At 64.6% G+C, this 19062-nt stretch carries 20 protein-coding genes; 8 read left to right on the top strand and 12 right to left on the bottom strand.

Annotation, left to right across the window (positions count from 1 at the left end; all coding sequences use genetic code 11):
• Positions 1–45 precede the first annotated feature (45 nt).
• From rpsQ to rpsJ, 11 genes are read right to left on the bottom strand one after another with little or no spacing between them, the layout of a single operon-like run.
• The gene (gene rpsQ / locus CH283_RS05575) at positions 46–324 is read right to left on the bottom strand and encodes a 30S ribosomal protein S17 (protein ID WP_032376635.1); all 279 of its coding nucleotides are present in this window, start codon (positions 322–324) and stop codon (positions 46–48) included.
• On the bottom strand, positions 321–566 hold the full coding sequence (rpmC, locus tag CH283_RS05570) for a 50S ribosomal protein L29 (RefSeq protein WP_032376634.1): 246 nt from the start codon (positions 564–566) through the stop codon (positions 321–323). Before rpmC ends, rpsQ begins: the two co-directional genes overlap by 4 nt.
• Positions 566–982 carry a 50S ribosomal protein L16 gene (gene rplP, locus CH283_RS05565; RefSeq protein WP_027496313.1) on the bottom strand — a complete coding sequence of 139 codons (417 nt, stop codon included), beginning with the start codon at positions 980–982 and terminating at the stop codon, positions 566–568. Before rplP ends, rpmC begins: the two co-directional genes overlap by 1 nt.
• Positions 983–985: 3 nt before the next feature.
• Entirely contained in the window at positions 986–1795 is an 810-nt protein-coding gene (gene rpsC / locus CH283_RS05560; RefSeq protein ID WP_027496312.1) for a 30S ribosomal protein S3, read from the bottom strand.
• Positions 1795–2217, bottom strand: coding sequence for a 50S ribosomal protein L22 (gene rplV / locus CH283_RS05555; RefSeq protein ID WP_037188319.1), 423 nt, complete (start codon positions 2215–2217; stop codon positions 1795–1797). The genes rpsC and rplV overlap by 1 nt, the downstream gene beginning before the upstream one ends.
• A complete protein-coding gene (gene rpsS, locus CH283_RS05550; protein ID WP_008718309.1) occupies positions 2214–2495 on the bottom strand; it encodes a 30S ribosomal protein S19 in 282 nt (93 codons plus the stop codon). Before rpsS ends, rplV begins: the two co-directional genes overlap by 4 nt.
• Before the next feature lie 13 nt (positions 2496–2508).
• Positions 2509–3345, bottom strand: coding sequence for a 50S ribosomal protein L2 (gene rplB, locus CH283_RS05545; RefSeq protein WP_008718311.1), 837 nt, complete (start codon positions 3343–3345; stop codon positions 2509–2511).
• Between the two features lie 39 nt (positions 3346–3384).
• Positions 3385–3690, bottom strand: a complete 306-nt coding sequence (gene rplW, locus CH283_RS05540) for a 50S ribosomal protein L23 (RefSeq protein ID WP_027496310.1) — start codon at positions 3688–3690, stop codon at positions 3385–3387.
• Complete coding sequence (gene rplD / locus CH283_RS05535; protein WP_008718317.1) at positions 3687–4364, bottom strand: 50S ribosomal protein L4; 678 nt, start codon at positions 4362–4364, stop codon at positions 3687–3689. The genes rplW and rplD overlap by 4 nt, the downstream gene beginning before the upstream one ends.
• A complete protein-coding gene (gene rplC / locus CH283_RS05530) occupies positions 4361–5026 on the bottom strand; it encodes a 50S ribosomal protein L3 (RefSeq protein ID WP_027496309.1) in 666 nt (221 codons plus the stop codon). The genes rplD and rplC overlap by 4 nt, the downstream gene beginning before the upstream one ends.
• 14 nt (positions 5027–5040) lie before the next feature.
• Positions 5041–5346, bottom strand: a complete 306-nt coding sequence (gene rpsJ / locus CH283_RS05525; protein ID WP_003938093.1) for a 30S ribosomal protein S10 — start codon at positions 5344–5346, stop codon at positions 5041–5043.
• Between the two features lie 491 nt (positions 5347–5837).
• Here rpsJ and CH283_RS05520 point away from each other — a divergent pair, with 491 nt between their 5' ends.
• The 8 genes from CH283_RS05520 to CH283_RS05485 all read left to right on the top strand — a co-directional run bounded on the left by CH283_RS05520 (position 5838) and on the right by CH283_RS05485 (position 13070).
• A complete protein-coding gene (locus tag CH283_RS05520) occupies positions 5838–6332 on the top strand; it encodes a hotdog fold domain-containing protein (RefSeq protein ID WP_068051390.1) in 495 nt (164 codons plus the stop codon).
• A 12-nt stretch (positions 6333–6344) separates the two neighbouring features.
• The gene (locus CH283_RS05515) at positions 6345–7247 is read left to right on the top strand and encodes a prephenate dehydrogenase dimerization domain-containing protein (RefSeq protein WP_068051392.1); all 903 of its coding nucleotides are present in this window, start codon (positions 6345–6347) and stop codon (positions 7245–7247) included.
• Between the two features lie 34 nt (positions 7248–7281).
• The gene (locus CH283_RS05510; protein WP_068051394.1) at positions 7282–8235 is read left to right on the top strand and encodes an AurF N-oxygenase family protein; all 954 of its coding nucleotides are present in this window, start codon (positions 7282–7284) and stop codon (positions 8233–8235) included.
• A gap of 122 nt (positions 8236–8357) precedes the next feature.
• Positions 8358–9329: a daunorubicin/doxorubicin resistance ABC transporter ATP-binding protein DrrA gene (locus CH283_RS05505; protein WP_068051396.1), complete on the top strand. Its 972-nt coding sequence runs from the start codon at positions 8358–8360 to the stop codon at positions 9327–9329.
• Positions 9326–10183, top strand: coding sequence for an ABC transporter permease (locus CH283_RS05500; protein ID WP_068051398.1), 858 nt, complete (start codon positions 9326–9328; stop codon positions 10181–10183). Before CH283_RS05505 ends, CH283_RS05500 begins: the two co-directional genes overlap by 4 nt.
• 10 nt (positions 10184–10193) lie before the next feature.
• Positions 10194–11048: an ABC transporter permease gene (locus tag CH283_RS05495; RefSeq protein WP_068051400.1), complete on the top strand. Its 855-nt coding sequence runs from the start codon at positions 10194–10196 to the stop codon at positions 11046–11048.
• Positions 11049–11094: 46 nt separating this feature from the next.
• Entirely contained in the window at positions 11095–11985 is an 891-nt protein-coding gene (locus CH283_RS05490; RefSeq protein WP_068051402.1) for a glycosyltransferase, read from the top strand.
• A gap of 149 nt (positions 11986–12134) precedes the next feature.
• On the top strand, positions 12135–13070 hold the full coding sequence (locus tag CH283_RS05485; RefSeq protein ID WP_094639184.1) for an esterase/lipase family protein: 936 nt from the start codon (positions 12135–12137) through the stop codon (positions 13068–13070).
• A 69-nt stretch (positions 13071–13139) separates the two neighbouring features.
• On the opposite strand, the gene CH283_RS05480 is transcribed toward CH283_RS05485, so the two are convergent.
• Entirely contained in the window at positions 13140–18995 is a 5856-nt protein-coding gene (locus tag CH283_RS05480; protein WP_094639125.1) for an amino acid adenylation domain-containing protein, read from the bottom strand.
• Positions 18996–19062: the final 67 nt, after the last annotated feature.

The raw sequence follows: 19062 nt of genomic DNA, 5'->3' as shown, positions 1-19062 counted from the left end.
GAAATGCCCGCTCCCAGGAAGGGAGCGGGCATTTGTGTGCAGGTACTACTTGGCCTTTTCGAGAACCTCGACCAGTCGCCAGTGCTTCGTGGCGGACAGCGGACGGGTCTCCATGAGCTGAACGCGATCGCCTACGCCGGCATCGCCCTTCTCGTCATGTGCCTTGACCTTGGTGGTGCGACGGATGATCTTGCTGTAGAGGGGGTGCTTGACCCTGTCCTCGAGCTCGACCACGATCGTCTTTTCCATCTTGTCGGATACGACGTAGCCGATCCGAACCTTACGGTTGTTGCGCTCTTCAGTCACAGTGTTTTCCTCGCTCATGCTGCGTCACCTGCTGTGTCCTCGGAAGGACCAGAGGCCAAGCCGAGCTCACGTTCACGAAGCACCGTGTAGATACGCGCGATTTCGTGGCGCACCACGCGCAGTCGACGGTTGTTGTCCAACTGGCCGGTAGCCATCTGGAAACGAAGGTTGAACAGCTCTTCCTTCGACTCACGCAGCTTGGTGACCAGCTCTTCACCGGTGAGCTCGCGGAGCTCTGCGGCTGGGGTTCCGGTAGCCATCAGAACTGCTCCTCCCTGGTGATGATGCGTGCCTTGATGGGCAGCTTGTGGATGGCGCGAGTCAGTGCCTCACGCGCGATGGTCTCGTCGGGGTACGACAGCTCGAAGAGCACACGACCCGGCTTGACGTTGGCGATCCACCACTCGGGCGAACCCTTACCGGAACCCATGCGGGTCTCGGCAGGCTTCTTGGTGAGCGGGCGGTCCGGGAAGATGTTGATCCAGACCTTGCCGCCACGCTTGATGTGGCGAGTGATCGCGATACGAGCGGACTCGATCTGACGGTTGGTGATGTAGGCGGGCTCGAGAGCCTGGATGCCGTAGTCACCGAATGTCACCTGAGTTCCGCCCTTGGCGGCACCCGAACGCTTCGGGTGGTGCTGCTTGCGGTGCTTGACCCGGCGGGGGATCAACATGCGTCAGCCCTCCTGAGTGGGCTCGGTCGAGGCCGGAGCCTCGGTTGCGGATGCCGCGCGGCCGGCCTCGGTGCTGGTCGCCGTGGTGCCCGAGGCACCGCTGCGACGCGGACGAGTGGGACGCTCACGACGGGGACGGTCTGCACCGGCGGCCGGAGCCGCAGCGGCAGCGAGTTCACGCCGTCCGCCGACGATGTCGCCCTTGTAGATCCAGACCTTCACGCCGATGCGGCCGAAGGTGGTCTTGGCCTCGTACAGTCCGTAGTCGATGTCGGCACGGAGGGTGTGCAGGGGAACGCGTCCCTCGCGGTAGAACTCCGAGCGCGACATTTCGGCGCCACCGAGACGGCCGGAGCACTGAACACGAATGCCCTTGACGTTCGGCTGACGCATGGCCGACTGGATGGCCTTACGCATTGCGCGACGGAATGCGACGCGGTTGCTGAGCTGCTCGGCAACACCCTGGGCCACGAGCTGAGCCTCGGACTCGGCGTTCTTGACCTCGAGGATGTTGAGCTGAACCTGCTTGCCGGTCAGCTTCTCGAGAGCTCCGCGGATGCGGTCGGCCTCGGCGCCACGACGACCGATGACGATGCCCGGACGTGCCGTGTGGATGTCCACGCGAACACGGTCACGGGTGCGCTCGATCTCGACCTTCGCGATGCCTGCGCGCTCCATGCCGGTGGCAAGAAGCTTGCGGATCTCGACGTCTTCCTTGACGTACTCCGAGTACTGCTTGTCTGCGTACCAGCGCGACTTCCAGTCAGTGGTGATACCCAAGCGGAAGCCGTGCGGGTTGATTTTCTGACCCACTACTGAGCCCCTTCCTTGGACGCCTGGCCCTTACGACGGTTGCGAGACGTTCCGCCGGTCTTGGGCAGGCTTTCGACGATCACCGTGATGTGGCTGGTGCGCTTGCGGATCCGGAATGCCCGGCCCTGAGCGCGCGGCTGGAATCGCTTGAGGGTTGCACCCTCGTCGACGAATGCAGTGGCGACGATCAGTGTGCTGGGATCGAGATCCAGGTTGTTCTCGGCGTTGGCCGCTGCGGAGGCGATCACCTTGGCGACCGGCTCGCTTGCTGCCTGCGGCGCGAACTTGAGGATGTTGAGCGCGTCCTCGACGGAGCGCCCGCGAACCAGATCCACGACGCGACGTGCCTTCATCGGCGTGACGCGAACGTGCTTCGCTACGGCCTTGGCAGTCGGATTGGCGGTGGGGGTGAAGTTGGTCATCGCCTCTTCGCCTTCCGGTCGTCCTTGATGTGACCCTTGAACGTGCGGGTCGGTGCGAATTCCCCGAGCTTGTGGCCGACCATGGAGTCGGACACGAACACCGGCACGTGCTTGCGACCGTCGTGGACGGCGAAAGTGTGACCGATGAAGTCGGGCAGGATTGTCGATCGACGGGACCAGGTCTTGATGACCTGCTTGGTTCCCTTGTCGTTCTGGACGTCAACCTTCGCGAGGAGGTGATCGTCTACGAACGGGCCTTTCTTCAGGCTGCGTGGCATTCTGAACTCCCTCCTAGCGCTTGTTCTTGCCGGTACGACGACGACGGACAATCAGCTTGTCGCTCGCCTTGTTCTTGCGGGTACGGCCTTCCGGCTGTCCCCAGGGGCTGACCGGGTGGCGTCCACCGGAGGTCTTGCCCTCGCCGCCACCGTGCGGGTGGTCGACCGGGTTCATCACGACACCACGAACGGTCGGGCGCTTGCCCTTCCAGCGCATGCGGCCGGCCTTGCCCCAGTTGATGTTCGACTGCTCGGCGTTGCCGACCTCGCCGACGGTAGCGCGGCAGCGCACGTCGACGCGACGGATTTCACCGGACGGCATACGCAGCGTGGCGTAGGGGCCTTCCTTACCGAGGAGCTGGATGCTCGCTCCGGCGGAGCGGGCCATCTTGGCGCCACCACCCGGACGGAGCTCGACCGCGTGGATGGTCGTACCCGTCGGGATGTTGCGCAGGGGCAGGTTGTTGCCGGGCTTGATGTCGGCATTGGCACCCTGCTCGATCGGCGAGCCCTGGGCGATGCCCTTGGGTGCGACGATGTAGCGCTTCTCGCCGTCTGCGAAGTGCAGCAGTGCGATGTTCGCGGTGCGGTTGGGGTCGTACTCGATGTGAGCGACCTTGGCCGGCACGCCGTCCTTGTCGTTGCGACGGAAGTCGATGAGACGGTACGCACGCTTGTGACCGCCACCCTTGTGTCGGGTGGTGATACGACCGTGTGCGTTACGTCCACCGCGACCGTGCAGCGGGCGGATCAGCGACTTCTCGGGGGTCGAACGCGTGATCTCAGCGAAATCGGAAACGCTGGAGCCACGACGGCCCGGGGTTGTCGGCTTGTATTTACGGATTGCCATGAGTCTTCTCGTCCTCTATATCCGAAGAGTCCCAGTCGCTTACGCGACCGGACCTCCGAAGATCTCGATGGGCTTGCTGTCGGCGGAGAGCGTTACGAGCGCGCGCTTGGTGTCCTTGCGCTTGCCGTAACCGAACCGGGTCCGCTTACGCTTGCCCTGACGGTTCATCGTGTTGACGCTGGTCACGGTGACGTCGAAGATCTTCTCGACGGCAATCTTGATCTGCGTCTTGTTCGAGTCCGGGTGCACCAGGAACGTGTAGGTGCCTTCTTCGATCAGTCCGTAGGACTTCTCGGAGATGACCGGTGCCAGCAAGATGTCGCGGGGATCGGCGATCGTGGTCACTTGCTTGCCTCCTCGTTCTTTGCAGGCCCAGCGATGAAGGTGTTCAGCGCTTCCACGCTGAAAACGACATCATCGGCGTTGAGCACGTCGTAGGTGTTGAGCTGGTCGGGTGCAATAGGGTGCACGCCGTCCAGGTTCTGAACGCTCTTCCAGGCTGCGATGTCCTCGCGGCCGACGACGAGCAGGACCTTCTTGCGGTCCGAGATCTCGGCGAGGAACGTCTTCGCACCCTTGGTGGACGGAACCTGTCCGGCAACCAGTTCGGTGATGACGTGCAGACGCTCGCTGCGGGCCCGATCGGAGAGGGCTCCGCGCAATGCGGCGGCCTTCATCTTCTTGGGGGTCCGCTGGCTGTAGTCGCGCGGCTGCGGTCCGTGGACCGTGCCACCGCCGACGAACTGAGGAGCGCGGGTCGAACCCTGACGGGCGCGACCGGTGCCCTTCTGCCGGTACGGCTTCTTGCCGCCGCCGCGAACCTCGCCACGAGTCTTCGTGGAGTGGGTTCCCTGACGAGCAGCTGCAAGCTGTGCGATGACGACCTGGTGCAGCAGCGCGATGTTCGCCGGAGCGTCGAAGATCTCCGCGGGGAGATCGACGGTGCCGTTGGTCTTGCCGCCGGCTTCCTTGACATCGAGCGTCAGCTTGGTCTCGGTGTTCTTCTCGAGGCTGGTCATGCCCGTGCACCACCCTTCAATGCAGACTTGACGATCACGACGTTGCCGCGACGGCCCGGGATCGCTCCCTTGATCAGCAGCAGACCGTTCTCGCTGTCCACCTTGTGGACCGAGAGGTTCTGCGTCGTGACGCGGTCGCCACCCATACGTCCGGACATGCGCATCCCCTTGAAGACGCGACCGGGCGTTGCGCAGCCACCGATGGATCCGGGACGACGGTGCACGGCCTGTGCGCCGTGGCTCGCGCCCTGACCCTTGAAGCCGTGACGCTTCATGGTTCCGGCGAAGCCCTTGCCCTTGCTGGTGCCGGTGACGTCGACGTATGCGCCGTCCTCGAACACTGCAGCGGTGAGCTCCTGGCCGACCTCGAACTGCGAGGCGTCGGCAACGCGAATCTCCACGATGTGGCGACGCGGCGTGACACCTGCCTTCTCGAACTGGCCGGTGGTGGGCTTGTTCACCTTGCGCGGGTCGATCGCACCGAATGCGACCTGGACGGCGCTGTAGCCGTCACGTTCCTGGGTGCGGATCTGGGTGACCACGTTGGGGCCTGCCTTGATCACGGTCACCGGAACGACGCGGTTGTTCTCGTCGAAGACCTGGGTCATTCCGAGCTTGGTGCCCAGAATTCCTGTTGCAGGCCGGTTCTTGTTATCAGTCATCGTTGTCTCCGCGCTCACTGGATGTTGACGTCGACACTGGCCGGGAGGTCGATGCGCATGAGCGCGTCCACCGTCTTCGGTGTCGGGTCGAGGATGTCAATGAGCCGCTTGTGAGTACGCATCTCGAAGTGTTCGCGCGAGTCCTTGTACTTGTGCGGCGAACGGATGACGCAGTACACGTTCTTTTCTGTCGGCAACGGCACCGGTCCGACGACGCGGGCACCCGTACGGGTGACCGTTTCGACGATCTTGCGCGCTGACGCGTCGATCGCCTCATGGTCGTAGGCCTTGAGCCTGATGCGGATCTTTTGTCCCGCCACGCTTAGTGTCCTTTTCTTGCCGCTTGGTCGTAGAACGGGCCGTTCGGCCTGCTCCACCTCGTCTGCACAGTCCCCGAGCCGTGGGAAACCCACCGACTCGAACTGCCTTCGTGCACACACGACAGTGAAAAACGTTGACGACCAGGCGTGACCTGATTCCGTTGCCGCTCTTCATCTGTCATGGTTCTCCGGTCCACGCGGTCGGGCGTGTCGCGATTCCGCTCATTCTTCTGCGCTGAAACTTTCGCCTCAACCATCCGAATCGAACGAAATCCGCACCGATCGAGCTGGTGTTCCGGACGCGCTCACGTGGAGCGCTGGTCTCATGTTCTTGCTCAGTCGGCTTTTCGGCCGACTCACCTGTTTCAGGCCGCACGCATGCGCGTCCCGTGTCCAGGCAACCCGACCAGTATGCCGCAGACCGGGCATCAGATCAACTCGGGGCCGATCGATTGCCATCGCACTACCTTACCGAGCAGTAAGGTAGCGCCATGACCACCGTCGAGAACACTACCGGCGCGACCTATCGCGCCTGGTCGAAGCTACCGAACAACACTGTCGGCTCCACGCTCTTCTCCGTAGGTATGTGCCTACGGGTTCCGTACTTCGCATCCGTGCTGCCCCGTGTCGTCGCGCTCGAGCCGGGGCGCTGCGAGGTCACTGCCCCCAAGTGGTTCGGCATTCGAAACCACCTGGGCACCTTCCACGCCATCGCGGCCTGCAACCTCGCCGAGGTCGCGATGGGCATGCTCGCCGAGGCGACCGTCCCCACCTCGCACCGATGGATCCCCAAATCGATGACGGTCCAGTATCTGACGAAGGCCACCACATCGCTGCGCGCGGTCGCCGCACTCGACGAGGTCCCCGACTTCGGGACGGTCACCGATGGCATCGACATCGTCGTGCCGGTCGCGATCCGCGACACCGCCGGCATGGAGGTGGTGCACGCGGACATCACCATCTGGGTCTCCGCCGCATCGCGTTGACATACTCGACCGATGAACTCGGTGACACGGTCGGAGCCCGACAACTCCGTGATTGTGGTCGGAGGTTCGGGAGCGGTCGGACGTCTGATGGTCGACCTGCTGCGCGGTGACGGCGCTTCGGTCACCGTCGTCGACATCCACGACGGTCCCGACGCCTTTCCCGTCACGGTCGGTGACATCACCGCGCCCGACGAACAGCTCGCCGCAGTGCTGGCACGTGCGGCGACGGTCATTCTGGCGGTGCCCGAATCCGTGGCCCTGGCGGCGGACCTGTCTGCTCTGCGGCCCGACGCTCTGCTGGTGGAGACCCTGTCGGTCAAGTCCGGCTTCTCGCGCCATGTGCAGGGCGCACGTCCGATCGGTGCCGTGATGGGAATCAATCCCATGTTCGCCCCGTCGCTCGGAATGGCCGGACGTCCCGTCGCCGCCGTCGTGCACCGACCCGGCCCGCCGGTGGATCTCTTCCTCGAAGGAATCTCGCGATGGGGCGGTCGAGTAGTGCTCCTCGACGCTGCACGCCATGATCGCCTCGCCGCCGCGACGCAGGCCCTGACACACGCCAGTGTGCTGGCGTTCGGCCTGGCTCTGGCCGAATTGGACCTTCCCTTCGACGACATCGACGCCGTTGCGCCTCCCCCACACGCGACGATGCTTGCGGTGCTGGCGCGCATCACCGGCGGTGAACCCGAGGTCTACTGGGACGTACAGGCAGGCAATCCGCACGCCGCCGATGCCAGGGCGGCGCTGCAACGCGCGACGCAGACGGTGAGCGAGACCGTCGATTCCGGCTCCGAGGCCGACTTCGCTCGCCTGTTGACGCAGGCCGAAGCCGCTCTGGGCGGGAACGGAGATCAGTATCGAGCATTGTGTGCGGAGATGTTCGGTATCGTTCGAGGCAGCGGCGGTAACCGATAGCCGCAGTCGGACGAGCGGAAAGCGGAGGCACGCGATGCTGGAGCAACCGTCGTTGCCGGAATTCGACTCCGCCGATGTCGTGGAGAGCGCCGTCGTCGCGCGGTTGGCGAAGAACTGGTCACAACGCGCGACGGTCAAGAAGCCCGAACCCGAGCTGGACGATCTGTTCGACGTCGCCAAGCAGGATTTTCCCGACGCTCTGATCCCGTTCGGTGAACACGACACCTTCACCGGTGCCACTCCCCAGCAACAGAATCGACTTCGGGCATGGGGCTGGATCGCGTTCAACAAGAACGTGATGGACGTCGAGCAGCATGTCGTTCATCCCGGTTTCGCACTGTTGGCGCAAGACGTGTTCGAGACCGGGATGGGTGACACCCTCGCAGTTGCGGTGACCCAGGCCATGGTGGACGAGCAGTACCACACCCTGATGCACCTCAACGCGAGCGCAGCCACCAGACGCGGACGCGGTTGGTCTCTGTCGGAACGCTCTCTGCCGTTCAGCTCCACCGTGCGCCGGCAACGCGCGGCACAGGCGAACAGTGACGACCCATGGTCGGCAGCGATCAGCTCCCTCGCGTTCATGACGGTTGCAGAGATCTCCATCACGTCGTACCTGGACCTGATCGAGGACGACGACGTCATTCAGCCCATCAATCGGGCAACGGTCAAGCTGCACAACCGCGACGAGTACTGCCATGCGTCCATCGCCGACGACATGGCCGCGATCGTCTTCGAGCGACTCGGTCCCGACGACCGGCAGAAGTTCCTGGACGGCCTCGTCGATGGCATGGACGCGTTCTCGAGCAGCGACTTCTCCACCTGGGGACGCATTCTCGAGCTCGAAGGCGTGCTGGGAGCCGAGGCGATGCTCGCCGATGTCGAGCAGGACAAGAGCCGGCGCGCGTTGGTTCAGGACTACAGCGGGTTGCGGTCTCTGTGCCGAAAACTCGACGTCGAGAACAGTATCGATATCGACTGGGGCTGACTGCGGAACTCACGCAACGACGCCCCTCCACGTAACATCCACGGCGAATTTCGCTATCAAGTAGTGGCCCTCGACTCCACAGGGTCCGGTCCCACCACTCCCCCCGACAGCTCGGAGATTCGATGTCGTCAGCTCAACACGCAGCCGTACACGTGGAGGACGTACACAAGTCCTTCGGCGATGTGCAAGCGTTGCGCGGCATCAGCTTCTCCGCGGAGCGGGGAACAGTTCTGGGCATTCTCGGCCCGAACGGTGCAGGCAAGACGACGACCGTGAAGGTGCTCTCCACCCTGATCGCACCCGACAGCGGCAGAGCCTTCGTGGCGGGTCACGATGTCGCAACCGACGCTCCGGCAGTACGCCGCTCGATCATGATGACCGGGCAGTACGCGGCGCTCGACGACACACTGTCCGGCCGCGAGAACATCGAGCTCTTCGGTCGTCTGATGGGTCTGGACAAGAAGGCCGCGAAGGCCCGCGCCAAGGCGCTGCTCGACGAGTTCGACCTCTCCGATACCGGCAAGCGCCCCGTGCGCGGCTACTCGGGTGGTATGCGTCGCCGCATCGACATCGCCTGTGGCCTCGTCGTGCGGCCGGAGGTCGTGTTCCTGGACGAGCCGACCACCGGACTCGACCCACGCAGCCGGCAGGGTGTCTGGTCGCTGGTCGAGGCGCTCAAGGCGCAGGGCATCACCGTTCTGTTGACGACGCAGTACCTCGAAGAAGCAGACGTTCTGAGCGACAACATCATCGTCATCGACAAGGGCACGGTCATCGCAGAGGGCACGTCGGACCATCTCAAGGCCATGACCGGCGGCAGCTACTGCGAGGTCGTTCCCCTCGATCCCGGCCAACTCCGTGCGGCCGCCGAAGCCCTGGGCGACATGGTCCCCGCGGCAGTTCACGCCGAGATCACCGCGGCCTCGGACCGGCTCTCCGTTCCTGCACCCGACGGCGCGGCGACTCTGTCGGAGATTCTGCGCCGTATCGATGCGAGGGGAATCGTGCTCGCCGACATTGCTCTGCGCCGCCCGTCGCTCGACGACGTGTTCCTCACCCTCACCGGGCACTCCCAGACGAGCACCACACCGTGACGGCCACTACGCGAGGCGTCGCCGATTCGAAGGCCAGAGCCGTCCGACGGACCGATGTCGGTTCGACGGCTCAGCAGCCGAAACGGCGGTCGAGGACGAAGCCGTCGGGATTCGTGCAGTGGCAGGCCCTCACCGGCCGTGCCCTGTGGACCATGCTGACCAAGGGCGAGTTGCTGGTCGCAGTCATCGCCCCGCTCATCTTCACCGTCGGCTTCTATCTGCCTCTCAAGTTCGTCATGGGCTTGCAGGGCATCGACTACGCCCAGTTCCTGATGCCGATCATCGTGCTGCAGGCCATGGCGTTCACCGCGATCTCGGCGGCACAGCGTGCCTCGGCCGAGGCGATGAGTGGCCTGAACTCACGGTTGAAGACCATGCCCGTCGTGCGGGGTGTGCCACTCGTGGCACGAATCTCGAGCGGTGTCGTCCGCTCGTTGGTCTCTCTCGTATCCGCCCTCGGTTTCGGTTACGTGATCGGTTTTCGCTTCACGGCAGGGTTCGGTCAGGCCCTGTTGTTCTGCGCACTCGCCATGCTGATCAGCACCACGTTGTCGATCGGGGCCGATGCGATCGGAACTCTGTCGAAGAGTCCCGAAGCGACCAGCCAGGTACTGACCCTCCCCCAGCTCATTCTCGGTATGGCGTCGTGCGGGTTCGTCCCGGAGAGTGGATTCCCGGAACTCATCCGACCGTTCGTACGCAACCAGCCGATCTCGCAGTTCTCCTTCGCAATGCGCGATATGGCCGAAGGCGGAGTCACCTTCCAGGTGTTGTGGCCGTCGCTCGCGTGGGTGACCGGCTTGATCCTGTTCTTCGTACCGCTCGCCATCTGGGCGAGCTCCAGGCCAGAGTGAAGAGTCCGACATGACGATGTCCGAAGCGTCGGTGAACACGACCCGCGTATCCAGCTTGACCTTCCCCGAACCCAACATGGTGCTGGGCGAAAGGTCTGTCCGTGCTCTCTGGACCCACAGTCTGATCCAGGCCAAGCGACTGTTGACGCGATGGATGCGCGATCCGTCGACGATGATTCAGGCGTTGCTGTACCCCGCCTTGATGCTGGTCATGTTCCGTGTCGTGCTCGGAAACTCGATTTCCGCGGCCACCGGAGCTCCGGCGATCTACGGCCAGGTGCCGATGATCGCTCTCGTCGGAGCGATGTTCGGATCGATCGTCAGCGCGGTCGGCCTCAAGGGCGAACGTAAATCGGGTTTGCTGTCGCGCTTCTGGACGACACCGACGCATCGTGCCGCCGGTCTGCTGGGCAGGATGATCGCCGAAGCAGTTCGAGTACTCGTCACCACCATCGTCATCACTTTGGCGGGTGTCGCGATGGGGTTCCGATTCACTCAGGGAATTCCGGCCGGCATCTTGTTGATTCTGGTGCCGATCGTGTTCGGTATCGGGTTCGCGGTCATGGTGACATTCCTGGCCACCGTCGCCGGCGACGCACCCCTGGTCGAAGTCGTGTCGATCTTCGCCACACTTCTGATGTTCTTCAACGCCGGCTTCGTACCCGTGCTGGCCTACCCACCTTGGCTTCAACCGGTCGTCGCGGCGCAGCCGATGTCGGTCGCGGTGGATGCAATGCGAAACCTGGCAATGGGTGGTCCGGTCCTGACACCGGTGTTGCAAACTCTTGCATGGTCACTCGGAATGGCAGTCGTGTTTCTGATCCCCGCAATCCGCGGCTACAAGAAGGCATCTTCGGAAGGCTGACCGAAGTGGCTCCGGTCAACCCACGGCCCCGATCGGAAGTGACGTCGTGAACGATGCGTACACCGCACATCCGTCGATTTCGGTGATCATTCCTGTGGGCTCGCTCGATCCCCTGCTCGACGCCCAGTTGCAGGCGTTGGCGGAGCAAGATGTCGACTATCCGTTCGACGTGCTGATTTCGGACAATGCCGGCGACGGACGAGTCAGCGATCACGTCGCTTCACATCCCCTACGAGATCGACTGCAGTTGACCTGCGTAGACGCGTCACAGCAGGTCGGGGCGGCGCACGCACGCAATCGCGGTGCCGAGAGCGCCTCCGGCGACCTGTTGATGTTCTGCGACGCGGACGACGTGGTGCACCCATCGTGGCTACGAACGCTCGCCGAGCTCGCTCGGACGTTCGACGTGGCGGGTACCGCAGTGGAGACGCACACGCTGAACAGTGCGCGAGCGTTGTCCTGGACTCCGACCACACCGCCCGAGAACCAGGGCCGTACGGATTTCCTGCCGTTCGCGATCGGGGCCAGCATGGCCTGTTGGGCGTCGGTCTATCGCGATGTCGGTGGCATGGACAACCGGTTCAGGGCCAGCCAGGACGTCGAATTCTGCTGGCGCGCGCAACTGTCCGGCTACACCCTCGGTTTCAGTACCGACACTGTCGTGGCCTACAGACTGCGCGCCGAGCTCCGACCCATGCTGCGCCAGTCGTTCCGGCTCGGATTCGGCTTCGCCAAGCTGCGGGGAATCTATCGGCCCCAGGGGTGCCCGGCCATGAAAGTTCGTACGGTCCTGTCGTGGTGGACAGCCCTGTTGGTTCGCAATCCGCTGCTACCGACGGCATGGACCGGGCTGGCCCGTGGTCACTGGTCGAGGGCCCTCTTCATCCGGGTCGGCGAAATTCGCGGGGGCATCGCCTATCGCGCGTTCAGCTGGTGACGTCGGACACACCCACTGGCTCACCGACCCACCCGGCCTGCAGTCTTGATCCGCGCGACTGTAACGGATGGATGACCGATGTTACGGTCGACAACACAGGCCTGCCGAAACCGGCGGCGCGTCCCACGCCTTCACACGAGATCGAGGCCATGTCGAACACGCTTTCCCGAGTGCTGCCCACGGCGGTTGCTGCCGCCGTCGCCGGTGCCCTGTGCCTGACCGGGGCGGGAACGGCGACTGCAGCACCCTCCCCCACCGGCACCTCGGTATCGGCCACCCCCGCACTCGAGGGTGCCAACGACTTCGGCTGTGTTCCCAGCGCGGCCCATCCCCGTCCGGTTGTGCTCGTCCACGGAACCAAGATGGATGCGTCCACGTGGAAGATCCTGGCACCGCAGTTGAAGAGCGAGGGCTACTGCGTCTTCGCCCCCAACTACGGCGGCGTCTCGCTCCTCCTCGACCCGGGCACGACCATCTGGGGCTCCGGCGACATCGCTGAGTCAGGCCGACAGATCGGCCGTTTCGTCGACGAAGTACTCGCGGCAACCGGTGCCGAGCAAGTCGACATGGTCGGCCATTCGCAGGGCGGCACCGCCACTCGGCAGTACATGAAGTTCGATGGCGGCACCGATGCGCAGGACCCAGCCCGCAACAAGGTTCACACGCTGGTCACCCTCGGTGCCACCAATCACGGCACGACCTTCGGTGGTCTGCAGCAACTCTCCGAATTGCTCACCTCCCTCGGTCTGCCCGGCGACGCACTCACCCCCCTGACATACAACATGGCGGGTGCCCAGCAACTCGTCGGTTCGACGACGCTTACCAGCTTGAACGAGGGCGGAGACGTCGAACCCGGGGTGGAGTACACCGTCATCGCCACGCGCAACGACACCGTCTCGACGCCGCCCGCGAACACCTTCCTCAAGTCCGGCGACCCGGCGATGGTGCACAACGTCTGGGTTCAGGACGTGTGCCCCGCGGCGACGACGTCCCACGTCGGTCTCGTCACCGACCCGGCGCCTCTGTACATGGTCAAGTCGGCGCTCGATCCCGAGTACGCAGCGACGACGGCTGCACCCTGCTGACACAGCGCGAACCGTCACCACCGGGGCCTCACGACATCGCGTCGTGAGGCCCCGGTCGTGTTCGACGGTCTACCGGTCCAACTCGGACTGCAACACCGGTCCGATTTCGGCGAGCGCAGACTGCGACGCCATCTGCCAGTGGGTGGAATGCACGGGCAACACGTTCACGCCCCCGTCGACCGCGTCCTCCCACGTCGACGCGGCAACGGTTCCGGTCGGATCGTCGACGACCGACGCAAAGAGGATCGACCGCCCGACGAATGTCCGTGGCACGTACGAGTCGATCAGCTCCGCCGAGCGGGCGATCCCGTCCAGTATCCTGGCTATCCGATCGCGGGATATCGCGTCGAACGGAGCAGGCATCGATGCCAACAGTTCCGCCACAGAATCGACCGTGAGCTCTTCGATCTCGATATCGGTGTCCGCTCCGAGGCCCAGGCCGCCGAGCATCTCTCCGGCAGACACGGGTCGGTCCACGAGGTGCTCGGTCCTGCCCGCGACGAACGAGTCCATCATCGCCAGTGTTGCTACCGACTCGCCTTCGTGCTGCAGTTGCACAGCCATGGCGTGCGCGATCGATCCGCCCATCGACCAACCGAGCAGGTGGTACGGGCCGGACGGCTGCACGCTGCGAATCTTGTTCACGAACAGGGCGGCCCACTGTTCGATGGATTCCGGCAGGGGTTCGGCACCGGAGAGGGCAGGTGACTGCAACCCGTAGATCGGACGGTCCTCGCCCAGGTACGCCGACAATCCACCGAAGGCCCAGGAGAGCCCCACGATGGGATGGATGCAGAACAGCGGTGACTCGGAACCACCGACTCGAAGGGGAATCAATGTCTCCAGCCCGCTGGATTCGGCCTCCTCGATCGGCGACGTCGTCGCTGCCGTGATCCGCGCGGCGAGCGAGGCCACGGAGGCGTCGACGAACAACCAGTTCAGCGGTATCGGTCCGCCGCCCACGGCCGCTCCGAGCTTGGACACCAACTTGACCGCCAGCAGCGAGTTGCCACCCAACGCGAAGAAGTCGTCGTCCAACCCGACACGCTCGACACCCAGGACGTCCGAGTACACCGCCGCGATCGATTCCTCGACCGGTGTCCGCGGAGCCCGGAACTCGCGGATCTCGAATTCCGGGACGGGCAACGCCCGACGGTCCAACTTGCCCGCCGCGTTGAGCGGCAAAGCGTCGAGCACCACGAACGCGGACGGCACCATGTACGACGGCACCGCCGACCCCAACTCCGACCGGACCGCCTCGACCTCGATGTCGGCTCCGACCGCGGGCACCACGTACGCCGCCAGCGACTCCCCCACCGATAGCTGCGCAACCACCACAACGGCCTGACTCACCGCCGGAGACGCCGTCAAGGCAGTCTCGATCTCCCCCAACTCGATTCGCTGCCCACGGAACTTGACCTGGAAGTCCGTCCGACCGATGTACTCGAGCCGCCCGACATCCATCGACCACCGAACCAGATCGCCGGTGCGATACATTCGCGCCCCAGCATCGCCGAACGGGTTCGCAACGAAACGCTCGGAAGACAAGTCCGGCCGCGCAACGTAACCCCGAGCCAACTGCACCCCGGCGAGGTAGAGCTCGCCCGGCACACCCGCAGGCACCGGATGCAACCGCGAATCGAGAACGTGGACAGAGGTATTCCACTCCGGCACCCCGATGGAGACCGAACCATCCACCGCGACGTCCTCGGAGACATCGCGATAGGTGACACTCACCGCCGCCTCGGTGGGTCCGTACAAGTTGTGCACCCGAGCATCCGACACCGCGCGGCACGCATCCACGGTCCGCGCGGGCAACGCCTCACCGATCACGAAGATGTGCCGAAGCGAAGAGATGGACTGCGCAGCAACCGATTCGGCGAACACCGTGAGCATCGACGGCACGAAATCCGTCACCGTCACACCATGACGGGCGATATCGGCCGCCACGGCCTCCACATCACGCTGCGCGCCCGGGGCCGCCACGATCAGCCGACCCCCGGTACGCAGCGGCAGGAAGAACCCCCACAACGACACGTCGAACGTCGTGGCCGTCTTCTGCAAGTAGACGTCCGAGGCGTCGAGACCGTACTCCTGCGCCATCCACGCCATCTGGTTGACGATGGCGCGATGCTCGACGGCCACCCCCTTGGGCCGACCGGTCGACCCGGACGTGAACAGCACGTACGCCAGATCGGCACCGGAGGGACGGGGGAATGCCACCGACCCGACCGGCGGCGGATCCGTGATGTCGAGAACCGGAATCGCTGTCGCCGTGGCGAAGTCGTCTCGCGCCGTCGACAGAACGACAACCGGCGACGCCGTGTCTAGAATGTAGTCGTTGCGCTCGGACGGCTGATCCGGATCCACCGGAACGTACGCCGCACCGGACCGCAGCACGGCATACATGCCGACCACAAGCTCGATCGACCGACGCATGGCCAACCCCACCGACACACCCGGCCCGGCACCGTGCTCCTGCAACAACCACGCAGTCGCATCCACCCGGTCCGAGAACTCCCGATACGTCAACGACTGTTCGCCGAACACCAACGCCACCACATCAGGCGACTCGGCCACCACCCGGTCGAAACCATCCAGCAGCACCTCGTCCGGATCGACAGCCACCGCGATGCCGTGGCCCCGCAACGAGAGTTGTTCACGCTCAGCCAAATCGAGAACGTCGATGTCACCGACCGCGAGTTCGGGTCGAGCGGTCACGGAGTCGAGAACGGCCACCAGCCGGTGCCCGAAGGCCGTCACGGTCGGCTCGTCGAACAGATCCGTGGCGTACATCAACTCGACGGCGAGCCCTGCGCCGTCGCCCCGCTCGGTGAACGTCACCTGGAGGTCGAACTTGGCCGATGCCACGCCGGACCCGAACGCCTCGACGGCGAGATCGGGCAGCTCGAACGAACCCTGCGAGAAGTTCTGGAAGAACAGCGCAACCTGCACCAGTGGGTGTCGTCCTTGCGAACGCACCGGATCGAGTACCTCGACCAGACGCTCGAAGGGAACGTCGACGTTGTCGAACGCCTCGAGGTCGGCCGTACGTACCGTGTCGAGAACCTCGACGAACGAGGCATCCGAGGCAACAGGGGTTCGAAGCACCACCGTATTGACGAACATGCCCACCAGATCGTCCAGCCGCGCGTCACCACGGCCACCCACCGGTGCTCCGACGGCGATGTCGGCCGTACCCGACAGTGTCGCCAGCAACACGGCCAACGCGGCGTGCACCACCATGAACGGGGTCGACTCGTTGGCCCGGGCGCATTCGACCACTCGGGTGTGCAGCTCGGGATCGATATCGAACGACACCACCGCCCCTCGTCCCGACGCGACTCGTGGACGCGGCCGGTCGGCGGGTAACTCCAGTTGTTCGGGTAGGCCGTCGAGCGCGTGCTGCCAGTACTGAATCTGCTTGCTGGCGACGGATTTCGGGTCCGACTCCGAACCCAGCATGTCGAGTTGCCACAGCGTGTAGTCGACGTACTGAACCGGCAGCGGCGTCCACTGCGGTGCCGATCCACTGCGTCGCGCGAGATATGCCGTCATGACGTCCCGAGACAGCGGAGCCATCGACAGCCCGTCGGCCGAGATGTGGTGTGCCACGAACGCCAATACGTACTCCGGCATCGGACCGGCGGGGTCGGTGACCTCGAACAGCCGAACGCGGAACGGAATTTCGACCGTCACGTCGAACCCACGGCTGAAGAATTCGGTGACGTCGGCCAAGGCGCCGTCACGGGTGACGGTGACCACGGCCGTGTCGACCTGCGCATCGGCCTCGTCGAGCACCTGCTGATAGCCGCTGCCGTCGATGTCGGGATAGATGGTGCGCAACGATTCGTGGCGACCGACCACATCGAGGACGGCGGCCTGCAGTGCATCGATGTCGAGGGAACCGCGCAGCAGCAGAGCAACCGGCACGTTGTTGATCGCCGACGCGGTGTCGAGTCGGTTCAGGAACCACATGCGTTGCTGAGCGGACGAGAGCGGAATGTGTTGCGGCCGAGCCCTGGAGGCGTCGAGCTGGGCCCGGATCGGAGCGTCGACCGAGTCGGCTGCGTTCGCGAGCGCCTCGACGGTGGACGACTCGAACACCGAACGCGCAGGCACGTGCACGCCGAGTGCCGAACCCAGCCGCGCAGCGAGTTTGGTGGCGATCAGCGAATTGCCGCCGAGCGCGAAGAAATCGTCGTCGAGACCGACTCGCTCGACCCCGAGCAACTCGACGAAGATGTCGGCTACCGCCTGCTCGGTAGGGGTCGCCGGGGCGCGGAACTCGGCGACCTCGAACACCGGCTCCGGCAACGCATCTCGGTCGAGTTTGCCGGTGGGAGTCAGGGGAATCGTATCGATCCGCGTGATCACCGAGGGCACCATGTGCGCGGGCAGACTCCGCCCGGCCTCGTCCAGCACCCGGTCCAGGTCGACGTCCGTCCCTGCCACCGGCAGTACGTAGGCTGCGAGAACGGTTGCGCCAGTAGGACTGCGGTGACCGAGCGTCACAGCGAAATCGACCCCGTCCTGCGCTGTGAGAACGGCGTCGATTTCACCGAGTTCGATTCTGAAGCCTCGGATCTGGACCTGAAAGTCGTTGCGGCCCAGATATTCGATGGCACGTCCGGACGCCACTTCCCGCCACCGCACCAGGTCACCGGTGCGGTAGAGCCTGGCTTGATTCGGATCACTCTCGGCTGCATAGGGATTGGCTACGAATCGCGCCGCGGTCAGCGCAAATCTTCGATGGTAACCCCGCGCAAGGCCGGCACCGGTCAGATACAGCTCCCCCGGCACCCCTGCGGGTACCTGCCGCAACCGGTCGTCGAGCACGTGGTAGCCCATGTCTTTGGTGGACGGCCCGAGCAGCACGGCTTCGCCGGCGTTCAACGGCGGCGAGATATTGCACACCATCGACGCTTCGGTGGGGCCGTAGACGTTGTGAAAACGTCTGCCCGGTGCCCACTTCGACATCAGCTCCGAGGTGAAGGCCTCGCCGCCGATCGCAAGCACCCGCATGTCGGGCACCTCAGCCGGGTCGAGCGAGGCCAGCGCTGCCGGGGTGACGAACGCATGGCTGACGCGGTGGCGGCGGAGCATGTCAGCCAGATCGGCACCGCCGTAGACGCCGGGTGGGACGATGACCATCGTCGAGCCTGCGCCCACGGCCATCAGTAGCTCCAGCACGGATGCATCGAAGCTGGGGGACGCGAAATGCAGTGTGCGCGAATCGGAGTCCAACCCGTAGGTCTCGACCTGAGTGGAGGTCAGCGGAGCCAGTCCGGCGTGGGAGACGGCGACGCCTTTCGGCAGACCGGTCGAGCCGGAGGTGTAGATGACGTACGCGAGCGTGGACGGGCGAATCGGTGCCCGTCGGTCTTCCGCTACGACGGGATCGTCGGACAACCCCTGAAGTGCGCCTTCGGTGTCGGACGAGTCGAGGCTGATCCACGACACCGACGTCGGCATCGTGTCCTCGAATTGTGTTGCAGTGACACCCATTCGCACGCCGGAGTCGTTCACCATGTGCGTGATGCGGGCGGCCGGGTAATTCGGGTCGATGGGGACGAATGCAGCACCGGTCTTCGCCACGGCCCACACGGCCGTGACCGATTCGATCGAACGGGTCAGTGCCAGAGCCACGAAATCCTCGGGACCTACCCCGCGTTCGATGAGCAGCCGGGCGAGCCTGGACGACCGGGAGTCGATCTCCCGATAGGTGAGCGACCGGGTGTCGAACTCCACCGCGGTACCGTCCGGGTTCTTTTCCACCGCCGCGGCGAGCAGAGTCGGCAGCGCGACCGTACGGGCCGGTCGCTGTCGGGTGGGTCGTGCACGGGTAGGCCTGGGGCGGCTCGACCGTCCACCCACTCGGCCGCCCGACTCGGACGGTGTGCCGGTCGATCCATCCGAACTCATCTGAACTATGACTCCTCACCAGTGTTGCCCCGCGCTCGGTCGTGGACGACGCGTCGGCCGATCCGAC

Origin of the sequence: Rhodococcus sp. 05-2254-2 (assembly GCF_002259095.1) — a bacterium.
Classification (GTDB): Bacteria; Actinomycetota; Actinomycetes; order Mycobacteriales; family Mycobacteriaceae; genus Rhodococcoides.
Note: the sequence above shows the minus strand (reverse complement) of the source record. Positions and strands in the feature narration are given on the sequence as shown.